This is a genomic window from Nonomuraea composti (assembly GCF_012034275.1).
GTDB lineage: Bacteria > Actinomycetota > Actinomycetes > Streptosporangiales > Streptosporangiaceae > Nonomuraea > Nonomuraea composti.
The window spans coordinates 430,589-449,627 of the sequence record NZ_JAATEP010000002.1 but is presented as its reverse complement, the minus strand read 5'-3'; the positions used below and the strand labels follow the sequence as shown (position 1 = coordinate 449,627).

18 protein-coding genes and 1 pseudogene are annotated in these 19,039 nt (G+C 72.9%); 10 read left to right on the top strand and 9 right to left on the bottom strand.

Annotated features, from left to right (window positions below):
* Positions 1 to 128: 128 nt before the first annotated feature.
* The 4 genes from HCN51_RS04895 to HCN51_RS04880 are packed head-to-tail and all read left to right on the top strand — an operon-like array spanning position 129 to position 4,109.
* A complete protein-coding gene (locus HCN51_RS04895) occupies positions 129 to 1,667 on the top strand; it encodes a phenylacetate--CoA ligase family protein (protein ID WP_168007168.1) in 1,539 nt (512 codons plus the stop codon).
* Positions 1,664 to 2,110 (top strand): DUF4188 domain-containing protein, encoded by a 447-nt coding sequence (locus tag HCN51_RS04890; RefSeq protein ID WP_168007167.1) that lies wholly within the window; start codon positions 1,664 to 1,666, stop codon positions 2,108 to 2,110. Before HCN51_RS04895 ends, HCN51_RS04890 begins: the two co-directional genes overlap by 4 nt.
* The gene (locus HCN51_RS04885) at positions 2,107 to 3,174 is read left to right on the top strand and encodes a hypothetical protein (protein WP_168007166.1); all 1,068 of its coding nucleotides are present in this window, start codon (positions 2,107 to 2,109) and stop codon (positions 3,172 to 3,174) included. Before HCN51_RS04890 ends, HCN51_RS04885 begins: the two co-directional genes overlap by 4 nt.
* Positions 3,171 to 4,109, top strand: coding sequence for a nitroreductase family protein (locus HCN51_RS04880; RefSeq protein WP_168007165.1), 939 nt, complete (start codon positions 3,171 to 3,173; stop codon positions 4,107 to 4,109). The genes HCN51_RS04885 and HCN51_RS04880 overlap by 4 nt, the downstream gene beginning before the upstream one ends.
* Positions 4,110 to 4,174: 65 nt before the next feature.
* Here the strand turns inward: HCN51_RS04880 and HCN51_RS04875 are convergent, their stop codons facing one another.
* Both HCN51_RS04875 and HCN51_RS04870 read right to left on the bottom strand, forming a co-directional pair.
* Positions 4,175 to 5,854: an outer membrane protein assembly factor BamB family protein gene (locus tag HCN51_RS04875; RefSeq protein ID WP_168007164.1), complete on the bottom strand. Its 1,680-nt coding sequence runs from the start codon at positions 5,852 to 5,854 to the stop codon at positions 4,175 to 4,177.
* A gap of 1 nt (position 5,855) precedes the next feature.
* Entirely contained in the window at positions 5,856 to 6,578 is a 723-nt protein-coding gene (locus tag HCN51_RS04870) for a hypothetical protein (protein WP_168006488.1), read from the bottom strand.
* 352 nt (positions 6,579 to 6,930) lie between these two features.
* Here HCN51_RS04870 and HCN51_RS04865 point away from each other — a divergent pair, with 352 nt between their 5' ends.
* Positions 6,931 to 7,713, top strand: a complete 783-nt coding sequence (locus HCN51_RS04865) for a TIGR04222 domain-containing membrane protein (protein WP_168007163.1) — start codon at positions 6,931 to 6,933, stop codon at positions 7,711 to 7,713.
* 6 nt (positions 7,714 to 7,719) lie between these two features.
* Here the strand turns inward: HCN51_RS04865 and HCN51_RS04860 are convergent, their stop codons facing one another.
* Both HCN51_RS04860 and HCN51_RS04855 read right to left on the bottom strand, forming a co-directional pair.
* A complete protein-coding gene (locus HCN51_RS04860; RefSeq protein ID WP_168007162.1) occupies positions 7,720 to 8,619 on the bottom strand; it encodes an ABC transporter ATP-binding protein in 900 nt (299 codons plus the stop codon).
* A 70-nt stretch (positions 8,620 to 8,689) separates the two neighbouring features.
* A complete protein-coding gene (locus HCN51_RS04855) occupies positions 8,690 to 9,508 on the bottom strand; it encodes a nucleotidyltransferase domain-containing protein (protein ID WP_346433534.1) in 819 nt (272 codons plus the stop codon).
* Positions 9,509 to 9,727: 219 nt separating this feature from the next.
* Between HCN51_RS04855 and HCN51_RS04850 the strand changes: the two genes are divergently transcribed.
* From HCN51_RS04850 to HCN51_RS04835, 4 genes are all read left to right on the top strand, one after another.
* Positions 9,728 to 10,963, top strand: a complete 1,236-nt coding sequence (locus tag HCN51_RS04850) for an RNA polymerase sigma factor (protein ID WP_168007161.1) — start codon at positions 9,728 to 9,730, stop codon at positions 10,961 to 10,963.
* Between the two features lie 31 nt (positions 10,964 to 10,994).
* Complete coding sequence (locus tag HCN51_RS04845; RefSeq protein WP_206066545.1) at positions 10,995 to 11,579, top strand: ArsR/SmtB family transcription factor; 585 nt, start codon at positions 10,995 to 10,997, stop codon at positions 11,577 to 11,579.
* A gap of 2 nt (positions 11,580 to 11,581) precedes the next feature.
* A complete protein-coding gene (locus tag HCN51_RS04840; protein ID WP_168007160.1) occupies positions 11,582 to 12,295 on the top strand; it encodes an SRPBCC family protein in 714 nt (237 codons plus the stop codon).
* A gap of 163 nt (positions 12,296 to 12,458) precedes the next feature.
* Positions 12,459 to 12,944, top strand: a complete 486-nt coding sequence (locus HCN51_RS04835) for a YfcE family phosphodiesterase (protein WP_168007159.1) — start codon at positions 12,459 to 12,461, stop codon at positions 12,942 to 12,944.
* Here the strand turns inward: HCN51_RS04835 and HCN51_RS04830 are convergent.
* Entirely contained in the window at positions 12,934 to 13,968 is a 1,035-nt protein-coding gene (locus tag HCN51_RS04830; RefSeq protein WP_168007157.1) for an ABC transporter substrate-binding protein, read from the bottom strand. The genes HCN51_RS04835 and HCN51_RS04830 overlap by 11 nt on opposite strands.
* Before the next feature lie 269 nt (positions 13,969 to 14,237).
* Between HCN51_RS04830 and HCN51_RS04825 the strand changes: the two genes are divergently transcribed.
* Complete coding sequence (locus HCN51_RS04825; protein WP_168007155.1) at positions 14,238 to 15,536, top strand: FAD-binding oxidoreductase; 1,299 nt, start codon at positions 14,238 to 14,240, stop codon at positions 15,534 to 15,536.
* Here HCN51_RS04825 and HCN51_RS58995 read toward each other — a convergent pair.
* The 4 genes and pseudogenes from HCN51_RS58995 to HCN51_RS04810 all read right to left on the bottom strand — a co-directional run bounded on the left by HCN51_RS58995 (position 15,488) and on the right by HCN51_RS04810 (position 19,031).
* On the bottom strand, positions 15,488 to 16,048 hold the full coding sequence (locus HCN51_RS58995; RefSeq protein ID WP_240972400.1) for a hypothetical protein: 561 nt from the start codon (positions 16,046 to 16,048) through the stop codon (positions 15,488 to 15,490). The genes HCN51_RS04825 and HCN51_RS58995 overlap by 49 nt on opposite strands.
* 94 nt (positions 16,049 to 16,142) lie before the next feature.
* Positions 16,143 to 16,508, bottom strand: a pseudogene (locus HCN51_RS61085) (nitric oxide synthase oxygenase); the annotation flags it as partial.
* Positions 16,403 to 17,653: an MFS transporter gene (locus HCN51_RS04815; RefSeq protein ID WP_168007153.1), complete on the bottom strand. Its 1,251-nt coding sequence runs from the start codon at positions 17,651 to 17,653 to the stop codon at positions 16,403 to 16,405. The pseudogene HCN51_RS61085 and the gene HCN51_RS04815, both read right to left, overlap by 106 nt.
* 220 nt (positions 17,654 to 17,873) lie before the next feature.
* A complete protein-coding gene (locus HCN51_RS04810; protein WP_168007151.1) occupies positions 17,874 to 19,031 on the bottom strand; it encodes a HesA/MoeB/ThiF family protein in 1,158 nt (385 codons plus the stop codon).
* Positions 19,032 to 19,039: the final 8 nt, after the last annotated feature.

Here is a 19,039-nt window from a genome sequence, read left to right as displayed (position 1 = left end):
AACCACGGTAAAAGGCAATGCGGAAGGGTTCTTTCCGCGAAGCACTGACGCCCGCCTGTCTCCGCCCACGCCACCGTGAAAGTGGACGACAAGTGATTTTTCAGTCGATCCCACTAGTCTCACGGGTCATGATCCGCCTCAGCCCTGCTCTTGGGCCGCTCACCCCCCGCCAGCGCTGGCGACGAGCCCGGCTCCAGGCCTACTCCTGGACCCTCACCGGCGCGTACCGGCTGGGCGCCCTGCATCCCGCCATCTGGCGGATGGTCGCCCGCGGCTACCATCCCGCGCTCGACTGGGTGGCGGCCCGCCATGCCCGAGTGGCCTGCCAGTTCGCGGCGGTGGACGTGCCCGCCTACCGCCACTTCCTGCGCGCGCACGGCGCCGAGCGGGCGCGCGGGCTGGCCGACTTCCCCGAGACGACGAAGCAGAACTACGCCGGCGCCTACGACGAGGCCAGCCGCTGCCAGGAGGGCCGGCTGCACCGTCCCGGCGTGATCGTGGACGAGTCGTCGGGGTCGAGCGGCAAGCCGTACAACTGGGTGCGCGGGCCGCGCGAGCTGAAGGGCATCTACCGCAACGCCGCCGGCTACATCGAGCTGGTCTTCCCGGGGAAGCGGCTGTTCGTGATCAACGCGTACTCGATGGGCGCCTGGGCCACCGGCACCACCACCGGCGCCGCCATGGCCCGCATCGCGATGGTCAAGAACACCGGCCCCGACCTGGAGAAGATCGCCGACACGCTGGAGCACTTCGGGCCCGGCTACGACTACGTGGTGGCGGCGTACCCGCCGTTCCTGAAGCATCTGCGCGACCGCCTCGACGAGGCGGGCTTCCCGTGGCGGGAGTACCGCATCCGGGGCATGGTCGGCGGCGAGGGCATGACGGAGGCGCTGCGCGACTACCTGGAGGAGCGCTTCGAGGAGGTCCGCTCGGGTTACGGCGCCAGCGACCTGACGATCGGGATGGGGGCGGAGAGCGGCTTCAGCGTACGGCTGCGCAAGCGCCTGGCCACCGACCAGCGGCTGCGCGACCTGCTGCTCGGGCCGGGCGAGCAGCGGCTGCCGATGATCTTCCACTACAACCCGCTGGAGACGTTCCTGGAGGTCAACGCCGACGGCGAGCTGCTGTGCACGATCAACACCAAGAGCTGCCTGCAGCCCAAGCTGCGCTACAACGTCGGCGACGAGGCGCGGCTGCGGACGCTCGCCGACGTGCGGCGGGCGCTCGGCGCGGACGAGTACGCGCGCATGTGGACCGACGAGCGGATGAACCTGCCGCTGCTGTTCCTGTTCGGCCGCAAGGACTCGACGATCTCCTACATGGGGGCGAACCTCTACCCGCAGGACGTCGAGTACGGCCTCTACCAGGGCAACCCGTACGCCGGCGCGATCCACCGCTTCTGCCTGTCGCTGGAGGAGCTGCCCGGCCTGGAGTACCGGCCGGTGATCAACCTGGAGGTACGCGGCGAGGTGGACGAGCGGGCGCTGGCCGAGATCTGCCGCAAGGGCGTCGTGGCGCACCTGAGCGCGCTCTCGCGCGACTTCGCCGAGTCGCTGAAGGAGGACCCGACGGCCGCCGACCTGCGGATCAGGGTGTTCGGGCCGGGCGAGGGGCCGTTCGCGGGGCTGACGAAGATGAAGAACGTCTATCTGGTGAAGGACGCATGAGGACCACCGATTTCAGCAGGACGCCGCCGCAGGGGCAGGCGACGGCGATGTTCGTCGGGGCGACGCGCTACCGGGGGCCGCTGTCGATCCTGACGCTCACGCTGACGTGGTTCCGGATGGTGCGCGACATGAAGCGCATGCGCGGCTACCGCTGGCACAAGATCTACTGGGAGTTCCCGTACACGCTGGGCACGCTGGCCTTCTTCGAGGACCGCGACGCGCTGCTGCGCTTCGCCCGCACCCGGCACCACCGCAGGCTCATGCAGTGGGTGACGGACGGCACGAAGAACGCGACCGGCGGCTACATCCGGCTCTACAACGCCGAGCCCGAGGGCTACAGCAACGGAATCTGGCGGGCCGAGGGCGGCGAGATGGCGCACATCGAGACGTTCACGCCGCTGTCCACCGAGCCGGGCGACGGCCCCGCGGTGCGGCGCCCATGATCCCCGTCGAGTCCCGGCGGGACCTGCGCGACTTCCTCACCTTCACCGACGAGCTGTACGCGGGCGAGGAGCGGTTCGTCCCGCCGCTGCGCGCCACCGTGCGCGGGTGGCACCGGCGCGGCGTGCGCCTGTTCGTGCTGCGGCGGGGCGGGCGGGTGGTCGCGCGGACGACGCTGCACACCGACGCCGCGTTGGATGCCCGGCTGGGGCGGGAGACGCAGTTGTTCGGGCTGACGGAGTTCGCCGAGGAGGCGGCGGAGGAGCTGTTCGACGGGATCTGCGCGGCGGGGGCGGCAGCGGGCAGGAAGGCGGTGTTCGGGCCGGTGTCGCTGCTGCCGAACCAGGCGGGCGGGGTGATCACCTCGGGGTTCGGGGAGCGGGGGTTCATCGACAGCGCCTGGAACCGGCCGTACTATCCGGCCGCCTACGAGGCGTACGGGTTCGGCCGGCGGTTCGAGTCCGACACGTGGATCTGCCCGGTGCCGCCGGAGCCGGTGTTCGCCTTCGACGACGCCCGCATGGAGGCCGAGGAGCTGCGGGTGCACCGGGGAGATCGGCGGCGGGTGCGCGAGCAGCTGCCGATCCTGCGGGAGATGCTGAACGCCAGCTTCGCCCAGCTCGGCTACTACACCGAGATCTCGGCCGGGCAGCTCGCCGAGCAGACGGACGGGCTGGCGTACCTGCTGGACGAGGCGCTGCTGCTGTACCTGACGAAGGCGGGACGGCCGGTCGCGTTCGTGCTGTGCCTCCCCGACATTTCGCGATTCATCGCGAAAATTCGTGGGAACCTGCACTTTTTCCACCAGCTCCAGCTGCTCGCCACCCGCTCCCGCTACCGCCGCGAGGCCGTGCTCATCGTCAAGGGCACCGTCCCCGGCGAGCAGGGGCACGGCTACATGCGGCTGCTGTCACGGGAGCTGCACGAAGGGCTGCGGCGCGGCGGCTACCACACGCTGCGCAGCACGTACGTGGAGCGCGACAACCCCGGCTCGGCCGCGCAGTACCTCGCGATGGGCGGGCGGCCCCTGCACGGCTACACCTTCTACGACAAGGACCTCCCGTGAGACAGCTCCGGGCACTGGAGCCCGACTTCTGGCGCGCCCCCAGCGCGCACAACACCCAGCCGTGGACGCTCACCTACGGCGACGGGCAGGCGGCCGTCGGCTGGGACCCGGCCAGGGCGCTGCCCATCAGCGACCCGACGGGCCGCGACCTGCGGCTCAGCCTGGGGGCGTTCATCGAGTGCTGCCTGATCGTGTGCGCCGACGCGGGCCTGCCCGTCGCCTACCGCCCCGACCCGGGGCCGCTGCGGGCAGGCTTCCTGTACGGGGCGGAGCGGCCGTACCAGACGCCCTTCACCACGGCGGACGTGCGGGCCCGCGGCGCCAACCGCGGCGAGTACCACGCCGGGCGGCTGCCGGACGAGGTGGCCGGCGCGCTGGAGGGGACGCGCCGGCTGCCCTGCCGCGACCTGGCGGACCTGCTGCACGCCGCCGACCTGCACCAGTTCGGGGACGGGGAGGTGACGCGGGAGCTGCGCGCCTGGCTGCGGCTGACCCGGCGGCACCGCCGCTACTTCCTCGACGGCCTCAGCGACCGGGCGCTGGCGCTCACCCGGCTGGAGGCGCTCGGGCTGCGGGCCTCGCTCGCCCTGTACCCGGCGCTGCGGCGGCTGGGGCTGCCCCGGGCGCTGGCCGGGGCGTCGCGGGGGCTGCTCGACTACGACGGGGACGTCCTCGTGCTGGTCGGGCCGGTGGAGGAGGAGGTCGAGATGGGGCGGCTGCTGATGCGGCACTGGCTGACGTTGTCGAACCTCGGATACACCACGCACCCGCTGAGCCAGATCATCGACTGCCCGGCCACCCGCCAGGAGCTGGCGCGGCGCCTCGGCGTGGCCGACCCGCGCACGCTGCTGCACGTCGCGCGGGTGGGCCGGCCCCGGGCGCCCGCCACGCCATCGGCCCGGCTCACCGACCGCGAAACGCCTGTGCAGTCGTGAGCACGAAGCCGGCCCGCGAGGCGCCTGCCCAGTCGTGAGCGCGAAGCCGTGCCGTCGTCGGCCGCTCATCCAGCCCGCAGGTGGTCGCGCAACCTGGGCGCCAGCAGCCGCACCGCCTGCGCGGTGGAGGCGTGGAGCGTGACGACGAACGGGCCCGCGCTGACGATGGCCGTATGACCCGTGCCGGCGGGATGGTCCGTCTCCCGATACCAGATGCCCGGCTCCGTGCCGATGGTCCGGTCGAGACCGTAGCGGACCTCCTCCTCGGCCGTCCGCCGGGCCTCGGCCTCGGACGCCGCTGCCCAGCCGATCGTCACGGAGACCACGTCGCCGTCGTCCGCCGGGGGGATCCAGTCGCAGGAGACGGGACGGGGCACCGGGGGGCGCGGGTGTGGCGACGTCAGGTATCCGTCGCCCAACAGGCGGAGGTCACGGTCGGCGAGCAGGGCACAGGCGTCCGGCCAGCCCGCCAGGGGAACGCCGCCCGGCCGCGCCCGGGGAGCGCGTACCAGGTGGTAGGCCGAGATGACGGTGGGCGCGCCCTCCACGGACGGGGTGCGCGTGATGACCAGCCCTCCCGCCTGCCCTTCGACGATCGTGGCACTGGCCGTCGCGTCCAGCGGGAGCCGGGTCGTCCGGCCGGTGAGCGCGTCCACCGCCTGGAGGTGGGCGACCAGCGGCCACGGCTCGGCATAGCTCAGCGGGCTGTCGCTGTAGCCGGGCACCCGCACGACCTGGCTTCCGATGGCGAGCAGCGCGGCCGTGTTCGCCGTCTCACCGGTCCACCGGACGTCACCGGTGCCCGGATCGAGGCCGCGCAGCTCGTACGGACCGAAGCTGCCCCGCGTCGTGGCGACGACCGGCACGCCCGCGCTCGTGACGATCGTCTGCCCGTAGGAGCACGGCCAGTCGAGCGTGCCGGGCAGCCGGGCGCCGTCCCACGTGAACAGGCGGACCGCGTCGCCGAGACAGGCGAGGACGGTCCCGTCCGCCGCGACCGCCACGGAAGTGCCCGGGGCGCGCTCCTCGTCTCCCGGCGGCCACTCCTGCGCGCGCGGGTAGGGCAGCTCCCGGCTCCAGCGGGGCCGGCCGGTCGCCGGGTCCACGGCCCTGATCTGTACGCTCCGGCCTGCGCACACGTCCAGCACGGCCACCCGCTCATCGGCGGCGGCCGCCGTCGCGGTGCAGCCGCGTTCGAGAGGTCTGGCCGCGATCGCCGCCCCCGTCCTGGCGTCCAGCAGCGTGACCTCGGACGCCGTCACGACCATGACGGCCCGCCGGCTCACCACCACCTCGCCGCCCGGCCTCGGGCCCCATGACCTGGCGCCCGTGACCAGGTCATAGCCGCTCAGCAGGCCGGCCTCCGCCGCCGCCTTCCGGAGGACGACGAGCGTCCCGCCGGCTTCCCAGATCCGGTCCGCCTCCCCTGCCCGCGCGTCCTCCTGGATCGTGGCTCGCACCCTTCCGGTGGCCGGATCGAGCACGAAGATCGGGCCCGGACCCCGCGCCACGGCGACGGCCCGCTCGGACAACCCGAGCACGTAGCCGGCGCCGAACCCGGCCGGCCCGAACGCCCGCTCGTCCAACGACCGCGACCAGACCTTCCGCCACGCCACAGCCTGCCGTGCCACTGAGGGGGCGTCGGACAGCACGATCATCCCCGTCACCAGCATGAGCACGCACAGCGGCAGGAGCGCGGCGCGCCGCCCGTCCCCACCACCGCCGCTTCGCGGGCGCGACCGCATGTCAGCACCCCCGCTTCGCGGGCGCCGGCGGCGAGGTGGGCCGCCAGCCGCCCAGCGGGTTCTCGCCGTAGACGCTGCGGTACTTCCGCGCGGGCCCGGTCAGCCGGAACGGCAGCCCGCCCGGCCTGCGGATCACCACCTGCTCGGTACGCCCGCCACTGACCACCGTCGCCACGAACTCGAACTCGTAGAACGCCTCACACGCGGTGAGCGTCATGGCCAGCGTCACCCGCTCGTCCCGCACCAGGTCGATCTGCTTGACCTGGAAGTACGGCGTCTTACGCCCCTTGACCGGCACGAACCGGGGAACCCGCTCGTCGAGATCGGCCGCCACCTCGATCGTGCCCGCCTCACCCGCGTGGGTCACCCGCAGCAGCGCACCGTCGGACACCGGCTCACGCTTGAGCACGCGCGGCCTGACGTCGGCGATCCGCAGCCCCGCCCGGTTCCCGCTCAGCACGGCAACGACCACCATGCTGCCGACACGGGCCGCGCGGTAGCGCTCCATGAACGACTCCTCCTGCGCGGCATCCGGCCTGCCCAGCAGGATCGCCCGGTCGTGCGGGGCGGTGACGCGCTCACGCAGGGCCAGATCGGGGCCGTCGTCGCCGATCGACACGTACGCGACCGTGAGCGGCTCCCGGCTGCCGAGACCGTCGAAGACACCGGTGCCGAGCGAGGTGAACCACCCGCTGAACACGACCCCACCCGCCGCCACGAGCACCGCACTGACAATCCCAGACCCCCACACCACCAGCCCCCGCCCACGCCGCGCACTGTCCTGCACGGACTCGGCGGGCCGGGAGGGTTGAGCGGACTCGGCGGGCGGGGCGGGTGCGGTGGTGGCCGGGCGAGTGGTGGCCGGCGGGGCGGCTGAGCGTTTGGAGCGTCGCGATCGCGGCACGGGCATCTCCTCCCCGCCCCATCATCACGCCCGCCGCCCCGATGGCCCAGCGGAACAGTGTGGCGACAAGGAGAGTCAAGGAGCGGGAACACCGGCTGTAAAGTGCGAGTGGCCGGCCGCTCCGCGTACCGGTGCCGGTGGCCCGGCCCCCGCCCTGTTCCAGGAGGTGGGCTTGGACGTCGCCTTGCTGCTCCTGTCCGGCATCGTGGCCTTGTTCACCGCCGTCACCGTCCACGACCTGGGGCGCGAGCGGCGCACCTGGGACGACGAGGTGCCGCCCCGCCACGGGCGGCCGCTCGGCCCGTACGAGCTGGCGTGCCTGGCGGGCGGCGCGGGGCGGGTGGCGGAGCTGGCCGTGGCCGTGCTCGCCGGCAGCGGCACGATCCGGCTCTCGCGCGGCGGTCACGCGCAACGGGCGGCCTCGCCGCTGCCGGGCGCCCGCCATCCCGTGGAGCGGGCGGTGCTGTCGTTCGTGAGGGGGCGGCGCGGCTCGTACCTGTACGAGATCAAGCGGGAGCTGCGCCGCAGCCCGGTGCTGGCCGAGCTGGAGGACGGCCTGACCCGCCTCGGGCTGCTGGTGCCCCTCGGTCCCGGCTTCGTCACCGACCTGCTCCTGTGGCTGCGCCGGCTGCGGACGGCCGCCCTGGTCTGCGCCCTGCTGGAGGTGGCCGCGATGTTCGTGCAGCGCACGTACTGGATCCCGGTGCTGGGGCTGGCCGTGCTGACGTTCACGCGCGTCGCCGCCCAGAGCGAGCTGCGGTGGTGGGGCGGCGTGTCGCGGCTGACGACCGCGTGGGCGCGGCAGGAGCTCGCGCGGGCGCGGGCGGCGCATCCACGCGGCGCCGCGACCGGGAGCCTGGCCGTCCCCATCGCGCTGTACGGCCTGGCGGAGCTGCGCGACCCCCTCCTGCTCGCGGCCATCTACCGCCTGGGCCCTGGCCAGGGCGGCAGCTGACGCGGCTCACGCGGAGACGGTCTCGTGTTCCTCGGAAACGCGGTCGCCGGGCGTGCTCGTGCCGGGGATGTGGTCGCCGGGCATGGTGACGGGTACGCGTTCGGCGCGGGCCGCCCAGCGGCCGTCGTCGCTGCGCACGAGGCGTACCGGATGATCGAAGCAGGTGCTGATCAGCTCGCTGGTCAGCACCTGCGCGACCGGCCCCGCCGCCAGGCACCGCCCGTCGCGCAGCAGCATCGCGTGCGTGGTGGTGGCGGGCAGTTCCTCCAGGTGGTGGGTGACGAGCACGGTGGCCAGCGAGGCGTGGCGGGCGCGCAGCGCGTCGATGCTGGCCAGCAGTTGCTCACGGGCGGCCAGGTCGAGGCCGGTCGCCGGCTCGTCGAGCAGGAGCAGCCGGGGCTGCGGCATGAGCGCGCGGGCGATGAGGGCCCTGCCGCGCTCGCCCTGCGACAGCGTGGGCCATGTGGCCTGCGCCCGGTGGCTCATGCCGAGCATGGCGATCAGTCTGTCGGCCCGCTCGGCCTCCTGCTCGGTGGGCGCCCATCGGGGCACGGGCGCGGCGGTGTTGGTGAGCCCGGTCAGCACGACGTCTCTGACGCGAAGCGGCCCGTCGGGGCTGTGGCGCGGGTTGACGTGCCCCAGGTACGACCGCAGCTCCCGGACGTCCACCCGGCCCATCGTCCGCCCCAGCACCTCGACCGTGCCCCGGCTGGGATGCGTCACGGCGCCCAGCAGGCTGAGCAGCGTGCTCTTGCCGGCACCGTTCGCCCCGAGCAGGGCCCAGTGCTCGCCGGGGCGTACGGTGAGCGAGATGCCCTGGAGCAGGTGGCGTCCGTCACGGATGAGCTCGACGGCTTCGGCCCGCAGCACGGGGCCGCTGTCGGCGGGGCGCGAGACAACGGTCATGCACCCAACTTATCAGGTCCTCAGACATCTGATGTCTCTCCAGCAAGGAAGCGCCCCCTCGGCGACGGGCTCAGGCGCCGCAGGCGGTGCGTACCTCGGCGAGCAGCTCGGCGGCCGTGTCGATGGTGCGGGTGATCTCCTCGGGCGTGCTCCCGGCGCCGGCCAGCAGCGCCTGTGCCCGCTCCCCGAACTTCTCCGGCGCCGACGGCAACCGGCCGGCGGAGGCCACCATGCCCTTCTCGTTGATCAGCCAGGCCCGGTCGGCGGCGTGCAGCGCGTGGCAGGCCACGCCGATCGCCCGGAAGAGCGCCCCGGCCGCGTACACCGGATCGTTCCCGGCGGCGCCGTATCGAGCCGTCGTCAGGGCGAAGTCGCACTCCCACAAGCCCGCGACCAGGGCGTCCCGCAGCGCCGGCGGGTACTGGGCGGTCGCCTCGCGCAACGCGGTGAGCTCGCCCGCCGGGTCGGCGAGCACCTGGCACAACGCCACCTCCCCGGCGTAGGCGTGGGAGTAGAAGCCCAGCGGGTGGCCGGCCTGGACGCCGATCTCGTAGCGGCCGGCCCGGCAGTCGCGCCAGACGCGGTGCACGCGGTCGAGGTCGCGGTAGATCCAGTCCACCCGCCACCCGTCGATCGTGAGCCAGCCGCCACCGTCCACCCACGGGCCCCAGCCGCCGGGCTCGGTCACGTCCGTCTCCTCGCCCGTCACCTCCCGGGCGAGCGCGCGCAGCCCGGCGACGTCGAGCTCGCCCCGGTAGTAGAGGCCGAGGTCGATGTCGCTGTCGGGGCGGTGGGTGCCGCGGGCCCGGCTGCCGCCGAGCGCGACGGCCACCACCCCGGGCACGGCGGCCAGCCGGGCGGCGATGGCGTGAAGATCGGGATTTCGCACGGTACGAGCCTACGACCGCGCGCACGCCCGACCCGCCCGGCACCGCCGGGCCCCGCCTCGACCCGCCCATCACCGCCCTGCCGCGCTATCCTCGGACTGGGCCGCTGAGCTGGTATTTCCCTCATATCCGGATCGGTGCACCCCTAGGATGTGGGACGTGACGTACATGCTGCTGATCCGCGCCACCCCCACGACGGTCATCGACGAGGTGGCGGGCTGATGCCGGCCAGCGTGGAGGGGCTGCTGCGGGAGCTGGCGCCCCAGGTGCTCGGCACGCTCGTACGGCGTTATGAGCAGTTCGACATGTGCGAGGACGCCGTGCAGGAGGCGCTGCTCGACGCCTCCGTGCAGTGGCCGCGGGACGGCGTGCCGGACAATCCGCGCGGCTGGCTGGTCACGGTGGCGGCGCGACGGGTCATCGATCATGTACGCAGTGAGCACGCGCGCCGGCGCCGCGAGGAGAGCGTGGCGGTGAGCACGGCGGCCGACGAGCTGGTGGTTCCGGCGCCCGGTGAGGATCGGGCCGGGGATCGGGATGACACGCTGACGTTGCTGTTCCTGTGCTGCCATCCGTCGTTGTCGGAGGCGTCGCAGCTCGCGCTGACGTTGCGGGCCGTGGGCGGGCTGACGACGGCGCAGATCGCGAGCGCGTTCCTGGTGCCCGAGGCGACGATGGGGCAGCGGATCAGCCGGGCCAAGCAGCGGATCAAGGCCAGCGGCGCGGAGTTCAGGCTGCCGCCGGAGGGCGAGCGGGAGGATCGGCTCCGGGTCGTGCTGCACGTGCTGTATCTGATCTTCAACGAGGGGTACACCGCAACCTCGGGGCCCGAGCTGCACCGGGCGGAGCTGACGGGGGAGGCGATCCGGCTGACCAGGGCGTTGTTGCGGCTGCTGCCCGACGACGGGGAGATCATGGGGCTGCTGGCGCTCATGCTGCTCACCGAGGCGCGCCGGCCCGCCCGTACGGACGGCGAGGGGCGGTTGATCCCGCTGGCGGAGCAGGATCGCGGGCTGTGGGATCGGCGGCTGATCGAGGAGGGCGTGGAGCTGGTGACGAAGGCGCTGTCCACGACCGCGGTCGGGCCGTACCAGCTGCAGGCGGCGATCGCGGCGGTGCACGACGAGGCGCCGACCGCCGCGGAGACGGACTGGCCGCAGATCCTGGCGTTGTACGGGGTGCTCGCGGGCGTGGAGGACAATCCGGTCGTCCGGCTGAACCAGGCGGTGGCCACGGCGATGGTGCACGGGCCGCGTGCCGGGCTGGGCCTGCTCGACGAGCTGGCCGCCGATGACCGGATGGCGGGGCATCACCGGCTGGCGGCGGTCCGGGCGCATCTGCTGGAGATGGACGGGGACGCGAAGGGGGCGGTGGCGGCCTACCGGGAGGCGGCGCGGCTGACGACGAGCCTGCCGGAGCGGCGTTACCTGGAGGACCGGGCATCCCGCCTGTCTTGACAAGGATTTTTTTCGGTGCCATCGTTCTCCCATGGACGAAGTGGCGGTGATCGAGGACGCCGCGGCCGCCGAGGCGTCGCTCGACCCCATGCGGTCGAGGCTGCTGGCCGAGCTGGTGGAGCCCGGCTCGGCGACCTCGCTGGCGGCGAAGGTCGGCCTGGCCCGGCAGAAGGTCAACTACCACCTGCGCACGCTGGAGCGGCACGGCCTGGTCGAGCTGGTCGAGGAGCGCAAGAAGGGCAACGTCACCGAGCGCGTGATGCGGGCCACGGCGGCCTCATTCGTGATCTCCCCCACCGCGCTGTCCGCCGTGCAGCCCGACCCGGCCCGCTCGCCCGACCGCCTGTCCGCCCGGTGGCTGCTGGCGCTGGCCGCGCAGCTCGTACGGGATGTCGGCACCCTCATCACCGGCGCCGCGAAGGCGCAGAAGCGGGTCGCGACGTTCGCCATCGACGGCGAGGTGCGCTTCGCGTCGGCGGCGGACCGGGCGGCGTTCGCCGAGGAGCTGGCACAGTGCGTCACCTCGCTGGTCAGCAAATATCATGACGAGTCCGCCGAGGGTGGGCGCGACCACCGGCTGATCGTGGCGGTCCATCCTTCAGTGAAGGAGCGTTAGCAGTGGGCCGCGACTTCGAGCTGCCGATGGAGGCCACCGTCGGAGCCACCCCCGAGGAGGTCTGGGAGGCCATCTCGACGGGGCCGGGCATCGACTCGTGGTTCATGGGCCGCACCGAGGTGGCCGGCGGGGTCGTCCGCACCGCGTTCGGGGGGTTCGACCTGCCGCCGTCCAGGGTCACCGGCGCCGAGCCCGGCCGGCACCTGGCCCACTCCAGCGACAAGGGCGACGACGGGCGCTTCGTCGCCTACGAGTTCATGATCGAGGGCCGGGAGCGGGGCAGCACGCTCGTCCGCATGGTGACCAGCGGGTTCCTGCCGGGCGACGACTGGCACGACGAGTTCGAGGCCATGTCCAAGGGTCTGGAGATGTACTTCGCGACGCTCGTGGAGTACCTCGGCCACTTCGCGGGGCGGGCCGCGACGCCGATCACGGAGTTCGGGCCGCCGGTCGCGGACTGGGCTGCTGCTTGGGAGCGTCTGTACGCGGCGATCGGCGGGGTGCCCGAGGTGGGCAACCGGGTCGAGGTCAACGGTGTCGAGGGCGTCGTGTACCACCGCAACTCCCAGACGGTCGGGCTGCGCTCCGGCACGGCCATGTACCGCTTCCTCCAGGGGTTCGGCGGCTCCATGATCGCCTCGCACCTGCTGTTCGAGGGCGGGGAGGAGCAGGGGGCGCGGTGGCGGGCGTGGCTGGAGCAGCTGTACGCCGGGTGAGCACAGGCTCCCCACACGGGGATCGGCCGCCGGGTCGCCTGTCCACCGCCGCCAGGAGCAGCCTCGGGGCGGTGGTCGCCGGAGCGGTCATCGCCACCTCCGAGCAGCGCGTCGGCCCGTCCTGATCATGTGAGGGCAGCGCGGGAGGGGGCATGAGGGTCGGGTGAACGTCGTCGCGATCTCCGACACGCACGCGCCCCGCCGCTGGCGCGCGTGCCCGCCCCGCGTGGCCGAGCACCTGCGGGGCGCCGACGTCATCCTGCACGCGGGTGACGTCTGCGTGCCGTTCGTGCTGGACGAGCTGGCCGCGTACGCGCCCGTGCACGTCGTGAAGGGCAACAACGACGGCCCGGACGTGGTGGCGCCGGAGACGCTGGAGCTGACGCTCGGCGGGCTGCGGGTCGGCATGATCCACGACAGCGGCCCGGCCAAGGGGCGGCTGGCGCGGATGCGGCGCCGGTTCCCGGAGGCGGAGCTGGTGGTGTTCGGGCACTCGCACATCCCGCTAGACGAGGAGGGTGACGGGCTGCGGATCTTCAACCCGGGCTCCCCCACCGATCGCCGCCGTCAGCCGCACGGCACGCTGGGGCTGCTGACGATCGAGGAGGGCGTGCTGGCCAGGGCGGAGATCGTGCCCGTCACTCCTTGACGACGTCGTCGCGCGCCTTGTCCAGGTTCGTCGTGAGCTCCTCCATGACCTTGGCGTAGCCGAGGTAGCTGTAGCGCTCGGCGGCGTGCCACGGGTAGAGCTGGCCGGCCTTGACGGCGGGCAGCTTGGCCCAGGTGGGCTTCTTGGCCATCTCCTCGATCTTCATGGACTGGGTGCGGGCGTCCACGAGGATCACGTCGGCCTGGTACTTGTCGGCGTTCTCCCAGCTCAGCACCTCCCAGAAGCCGCCCTCGCTCTCCGTCGGCCTTTCCGGGTGGACGATCTTCAGGCCGAGGTCCTCGCCCCAGTACTTGAGGTCGGGGTGGTCCGGCAGGTAGGCCACGTACAGGGAGTCGGGCGTGCCGGTGACGACCATGACGCTGAGGCCGGGCCGGTCGGCGGCGAGCCGCTTGAGGGCGGCGCTCGCGTCCTCGAAGCGCTTCTTGGCCTCGGCCACGGGCGCCGCGGTGAGGTCGGCGCCGAGTGCCTCGGCGAGCCGGCCGTACCTCTCGATGATCTGCACCAGGGGCTTGCCGCTGAGCTGCACGCCGACGGTGGGGGCGATCTGGTCGACGGCCGCGACGGACTGCTCGGGGACGTACCAGAGCGTGTCCTTCACGTACATGCCCGCCACCAGCAGGTCGGGCCGGAGCGCGGCGTACTTCTCGACGTTGAACTCGCCCCACACGTTCCCGATCGACTCCACCTTGGTGATGTCGACCTCGCCCACCTCGGGGTCGCGCCCGCCGTCCTTGAGCTTGTGCGGGCCGAACACGCCGACCGGCCGCACGCCGAAGTCCCACAGCGCGGCCGCGGCGGCCGACTGGGCCACCACCCGCTGGGGACGCCGCGGCAGGGTGATCTTCTTTCCGCGGTCGTCCTGCCAGGTCCACGAGCCGCCCTGGACGGACGACGCGGGCGGCGCGGACGACGCGGGCGACGCGGCCGTCCCGCCGCAGGCGCTGACGCCGAGCAGGGCGGCGGCAGCGAGGGCGACGAGGGCGCGTCGCGGGACATCGGCCATGGGTTCTCCTCCTGAGCCAAGCGGGGTGATCGAGATATTAGATTAGCCTTACCTAACTTTGAAAGTGCTCTCGGGGGAGTACGCGCCCACCCCCCGTACGACGGGCGGCGTAGCCGCAGCGGCGACCGGTGGCCGATGTGGCGAAGGCCCGGCGGCAAGATCCTGGAGACCTTAAGGGCGGCGGTAAGGCGACAGGAACGCGACCGTAAGCGCCCTCCAGCACTCTGATCCCAGATCGAGGAACAGAGCAGACCAGAAGGGCCAGACCGATGAGCCAGCCGTACAGCATCCAGGACGACCTCCGCCTCCCCGGCTTCACCGGCACCGTGCACCTGCCGGGCGAAGCCGGCTACGACGAGGCCCGCCGCTCACTGAACCCGGCCGTCGACTCCCGCCCGGCGCTGATCGCCGAGGCGCAGAGCGTCGCCGACCTGCGGATCGCGCTCCTGGCGGCGCGGACACACGGGCTGCCGTTCGCGGTGCAGTCCACCGGGCACGGCACGCACGCCCCGTGCGACGGCGGCATCCTCGTCAAGACCTCCTCGATGGCGTCCGTGCTGGTGGACCCGGCGCGCCGGATCGCCCACGTCGGGCCGGGCGCGCGCTGGGCCGACGTGATCGCCGCCGCCGCGCCGTTCGGGCTGGCGCCGCTGTCCGGCTCGGCGCCGTCGGTCGGCGTCACCGGCTACACCCTCGGCGGCGGGCTCGGGTGGCTGGCCCGCAAGCACGGGTTCGCGGCCGACAGCGTGCTGCGGGCCGAGGTGCTGCTCGCCGACGGCCGGCACGTGACCGCGAGCCCGGCCAGCCACCCCGAGCTGTTCTGGGCGCTGCGCGGCGGCGGTGGCGGGTTCGGCGTGGTGACCTCGCTGGAGTTCCGGCTCCACCCGGTCTCCGAGGTGTTCGCCGGGTTCGTCTCCTTCCCGATCGAGGTGGCGGAGCGGACGCTGGAGGCGTACCGGACGTGGATCGACGACGCCCCCGACGAGATCAGCACCGCGGTCGTGCTCAAGCGCATGCCCGGCGACGAGCAGACGCCGGCGGCGGTGCGCGGGCGGCACGTGGTCATGCTCAAGGTCCTGCACACCGGTACGGCCGAGGAGGCCAGGCGGCTGCTCGCGCCGCTGCTCGCGGCGGCCGGGCCGGCGCTGCTGGACGAGACGCGGACCACCACGTACGCCGCCACGTCGATGGGCGGGACGCCGAACCGGCACATGGACATGTTCGACACCGTGCCCGGCGAGGTCGTCTCCGCGCTGGTGCGGGCCGCGGAGCAGGCGCAGACGATCGAGATCCGGCACTGGGGCGGCGCCATGGGCCGGCCCGGGCCGGACGCCGGGCCGGTGAGCCACCGCGCCACCAAGCTGTCGGTGATCGTGGACACCGTGGTGCCGGGGCTGGCGGAGGAGCTGCGCCCGTACGCCAACGGCGGGACGTTCCTGAACTTCCTGGCCGACCCGGCGCGGACGGCGGCGGCGTTCACCGAGGCGGACTACCGGCGGCTGCGCGAGGTCAAGCGCGCCTACGACCCGGAAGGGTTCTTCCGCGTCGGCCACGTCGTGCCGGCCTGAGGTGCCCGGCCGCGTTCCCCCGCGCCGAAGACGTCGGTCAGCTTGTGCACCCGGTCAGGCGCGGGGCAGGGGGCGGGCCAGGAGACAACTGCATAGCGTTCGGTGGGGGTGAAGGCCGTTCCGTCCACGTTCGTGTCACGGCCGATCGCGTGCACGCGCAGACGGTAGAAACCCGGACCTTTCCACGCCAGGTTCGGCAGGTTCCTCGGCAGGTCCCCGTCGAGGCCGCACACGATGAGCGAGCCGAAGGTCGACTCGATCGAGATGTCGACGATCTCCTCCCAGGAGTCCAGGTCGAGGGGCGGGGCCTCCTCGGCGAGCCGCACCGTCATCTCCACCTGGCCCATCGCGATGCCGGTGAGGATGGTCGCGCCGTCGGGCTCCTCGTCGTCGAGGGCGACGAGGCCGTTGCCGAACGCCTTCGGATAGGCGGGGCCCGGCTCGTCGCGCGGGCGAATCTGGATCTGGTGGTACGACAGGTGAATGTTCTCCCGGAATAACTCGCCGATCATCCGAAAAAGGTACTACCGGGAGAAATTCGGTGACAGGATCGCGGGATCGTAAGAGTCGTGGAAGACCGGCGTGGCCGATCGCGCCGGGGTGGTGCAGCCTGCGGCACTCGCGCACCATGAGCGTCTTCCCGTACAGCTTGCCGATGCACCGGGTGTGGTTGCGCCAGGCGAGCTTCGCGCCGAGCACCAGCTCGGCGGGCGTGTGCCGGTAGGTGCCGGTGCGGGCGAGCTCGTTCAGGACGGCCGCGCGGCGGCGGGCGAGCCGCTCCCGGTCCCAGCCGAGCCCGTCGGCGCACAGGCCGAGGAACGACTCCGCATCCTGGGCGACGACGGCGGCCGTCGCGGTGCTGACGCTCAGGGATCCCCCGGGGTGGTGGGCGCGGGCACGGCCTCGTGGATGTCCCGCAGCGGTGACAGGGCGGTGGCGGCGGCGACGGCCGTCTGCACGAGTGCCGCGCACAGGAACAACGTCCGGACGGGCCCGCCCCAGGCGGCGAGCGCGCCGCCCGCCACCGCGCCGCCGGCCAGGGCGCCGACCGGGATCGTCGCGTACGCCGCCGCCCTGCTCACGGAGGCGACGCGGCCGATGGCGCCGGCGGGCACGACGGTCTGCCGGGCGGTGAACCAGGACACCACGATCACCGAGGTGGCCACGCCCTCCACGGCCCAGGCCGCCGCGATCACCCCGACGGCGGGCAGCGCCGCGGGCAGCGCCATGGCCAGCGCCGACAGCGCCATCCCGGACGCGAGCAGCCGGCCCGTCGGATACCTGTCGAGGAGCCGGGGCGCCACGACCGCGCCGAGCACCGCGCCCAGCCCCTGGGCGGCGAACACGGCGCCCAGCGCCACCGCCGGCAGGCCCTCCACCTGGAGGATGAGGTAGACGAGGTTGCCTTCGACGACGAAGCCGGCGAAGTTCGCGGCGGCCATGAGCAGGGTGCCCCACCAGACCGGCCTGATCGAGCGCAGGATGCGCAGCCCGGCCACGAAGTCCCTGCCCACGCCGGACAGCTCGGCGCGCACGCCCGCCGCGGGCTTCTCACGCGAAGACACGTGGGCGATCCGGTAGATGAGCAGCGCCGAGATCGCGAACGTCAGCGCGTTGACCAGCGTCGCCGGCGGCACGCCCAGCGCCGCGATGAACGCGGTGCCGACGACCGGCCCGACGAAGCCGAGCGAGCTGTCGACGGTCTGCGTCCAGGCGTTCATCCGGGACAGCCGCTCCTGCGGCACCGTGTCCACGATGAAGCCCTGGAAGGCGGGGAAGGCGAACGGCCGCACCGCGGCCAGCAGGAACGCGCACAGGTAGAGCAGCGCCACCGACGGCCGCTCCGCCGCCGCCACGGCCGCGATGACCAGCGCGATCGCGAAGGACAGGCAGTCGCAGGTGATGAGGATCCTGCGGCGGTCCCACCGGTCGGCGATGACGCCCGCGACCAGCCCGACGACGATGTACGGGATGAACTCCAGCACGTACGCCAGCGCCGCCGACAACGCCGAGCCCGTGATCTGCAGGATCAGGGTGGGCGCGGCGAACCGGTAGATCCAGTCGCCGATCGACGAGACGAGGAACGCGCTGCGCAGCCGGACGCCTCCCTGTGCCATGGCAGGGTTCTCCCAACGGACTGACGAGGGGTTCACCGGGACACTAACCGTGCGTGGCGCCGGCGGCGAGGGGGGTGGGGCGCCCGGAAACGCCCCACCCGGCCGGCGGAGGCTACGCCTTCTGCGTGCCACCGGCGATGCTGTAGCGCTTCGTCGACTTCTTGATCATGGCGTTTCACCTCCTTCCTGCTCTCGCTCGGCGTGCGTGTCGGGGTGGCGGTCAGAGGGGCAGCGGCCCGATGTCGCCGGCCAGCCACTCCAGGCTCGGCTTCGGCCGGGCGTCGCCGCACGTCGCGCAGCGCGGGTCGCGCTTCCACGTCTCGGCCTCGCGCAGGCGCGGATCGTGGAAGGTCATCTCCAGCATCCGGCCCACCGACAGCGGCGGGCAGACCCGGCTGGCGATCCGGACCATCTCCGCGACCAGGAAACCCGCGCCGAACAGCACCAGGCCGTTGAAGGCGGCGGTGTCCTCGCCGAACGTGCCGCCCTCCCGGTCGATCTCGTCCAGCACGTTCATCACGGCCAGGGACGTGGGGTCGGTGCCGCGCACCTGGTCGTACCAGCACTCGATGCAGCCGGACACGCCGGGCACGATCGTGTAGTGCAGGGCCCGCTGGGTGTCGACGCCGCCCACGATGAGGGCCGTGCCCGCGCGGACGCAGCCCTCGTTCAGCCAGTGGGCGATGTGCACCTTGGGGCGGTCCACCACGGCGATGACGATGTCGCGGTCGCGCACCACCTCGTACACGTCGTCGCCGGACATGAGCTTGCGCTGCACCGGGTCGATGCGCACGGCGCTGTTGAGCGCGCGCGCCCGCTCGGCGGCCACCTCCACCTTGACCCGGCCCACGTACGGCTCGCCGTAGAGGATCTGGCGGTTGAAGTTCGACAGCTCGATGCGGTCGAAGTCGACGATCCTGATGTCCTCGAAACCGATGGCGACCAGGTCGATCAGCGCGTGGCTGCCGATGCCGCCGACGCCCAGCACGGCCACGCGGGCGTCGCGGATGCGGCGCTGGAAATCGTACTTGGAGGCGTGCAGCGAGGCGTACGTCTCGAAGAACCCCAGATTGTTCGACCAGCGCTCACGGGCCGGGCCGTCGAAGTCGTCGCCGGCGTCGTCGGCGCTCTGGATCAGCCGCAGCGCGTCCAGCTCCTCGATGGCCTCGCGGACGTCGTCGGCCGTCACGTCGGGGTGCACGGCACGCAGGTCGCGGTGGACCTCCTCCGGGGTGCGCGTGCCGTCCAGCAGGGACAGCAGCCGGCTGACGCGGCCGTCCGCGTCCTCCAGCGAGGTCAGCTCGCCGCCCAGCCGGAAGTGCACCGACCCGTCGGCGATGAAGTAGGGGATGCTCGTCTTGAGCACGGGATGAGTCATGGCCTTCC

Bases quoted from the DNA above. Each gene is read 5' to 3' on its own strand.
- HCN51_RS04845 (WP_206066545.1), top strand. From the start codon at position 10,995: ATGGACGAAGTGGCGGTGATCGAGGACGCCGCGGCCGCCGAGGCGTCG.
- HCN51_RS04815 (WP_168007153.1), bottom strand. From the start codon at position 17,653: ATGGCACAGGGAGGCGTCCGGCTGCGCAGCGCGTTCCTCGTCTCGTCG.
- HCN51_RS04830 (WP_168007157.1), bottom strand. From the start codon at position 13,968: ATGGCCGATGTCCCGCGACGCGCCCTCGTCGCCCTCGCTGCCGCCGCC.
- HCN51_RS04810 (WP_168007151.1), bottom strand. From the start codon at position 19,031: ATGACTCATCCCGTGCTCAAGACGAGCATCCCCTACTTCATCGCCGAC.
- HCN51_RS04860 (WP_168007162.1), bottom strand. From the start codon at position 8,619: ATGACCGTTGTCTCGCGCCCCGCCGACAGCGGCCCCGTGCTGCGGGCC.
- HCN51_RS04825 (WP_168007155.1), top strand. From the start codon at position 14,238: ATGAGCCAGCCGTACAGCATCCAGGACGACCTCCGCCTCCCCGGCTTC.
- HCN51_RS04850 (WP_168007161.1), top strand. From the start codon at position 9,728: ATGCCGGCCAGCGTGGAGGGGCTGCTGCGGGAGCTGGCGCCCCAGGTG.
- HCN51_RS04885 (WP_168007166.1), top strand. From the start codon at position 2,107: ATGATCCCCGTCGAGTCCCGGCGGGACCTGCGCGACTTCCTCACCTTC.
- HCN51_RS04875 (WP_168007164.1), bottom strand. From the start codon at position 5,854: ATGCGGTCGCGCCCGCGAAGCGGCGGTGGTGGGGACGGGCGGCGCGCC.
- HCN51_RS58995 (WP_240972400.1), bottom strand. From the start codon at position 16,048: ATGATCGGCGAGTTATTCCGGGAGAACATTCACCTGTCGTACCACCAG.
- HCN51_RS04890 (WP_168007167.1), top strand. From the start codon at position 1,664: ATGAGGACCACCGATTTCAGCAGGACGCCGCCGCAGGGGCAGGCGACG.
- HCN51_RS04895 (WP_168007168.1), top strand. From the start codon at position 129: ATGATCCGCCTCAGCCCTGCTCTTGGGCCGCTCACCCCCCGCCAGCGC.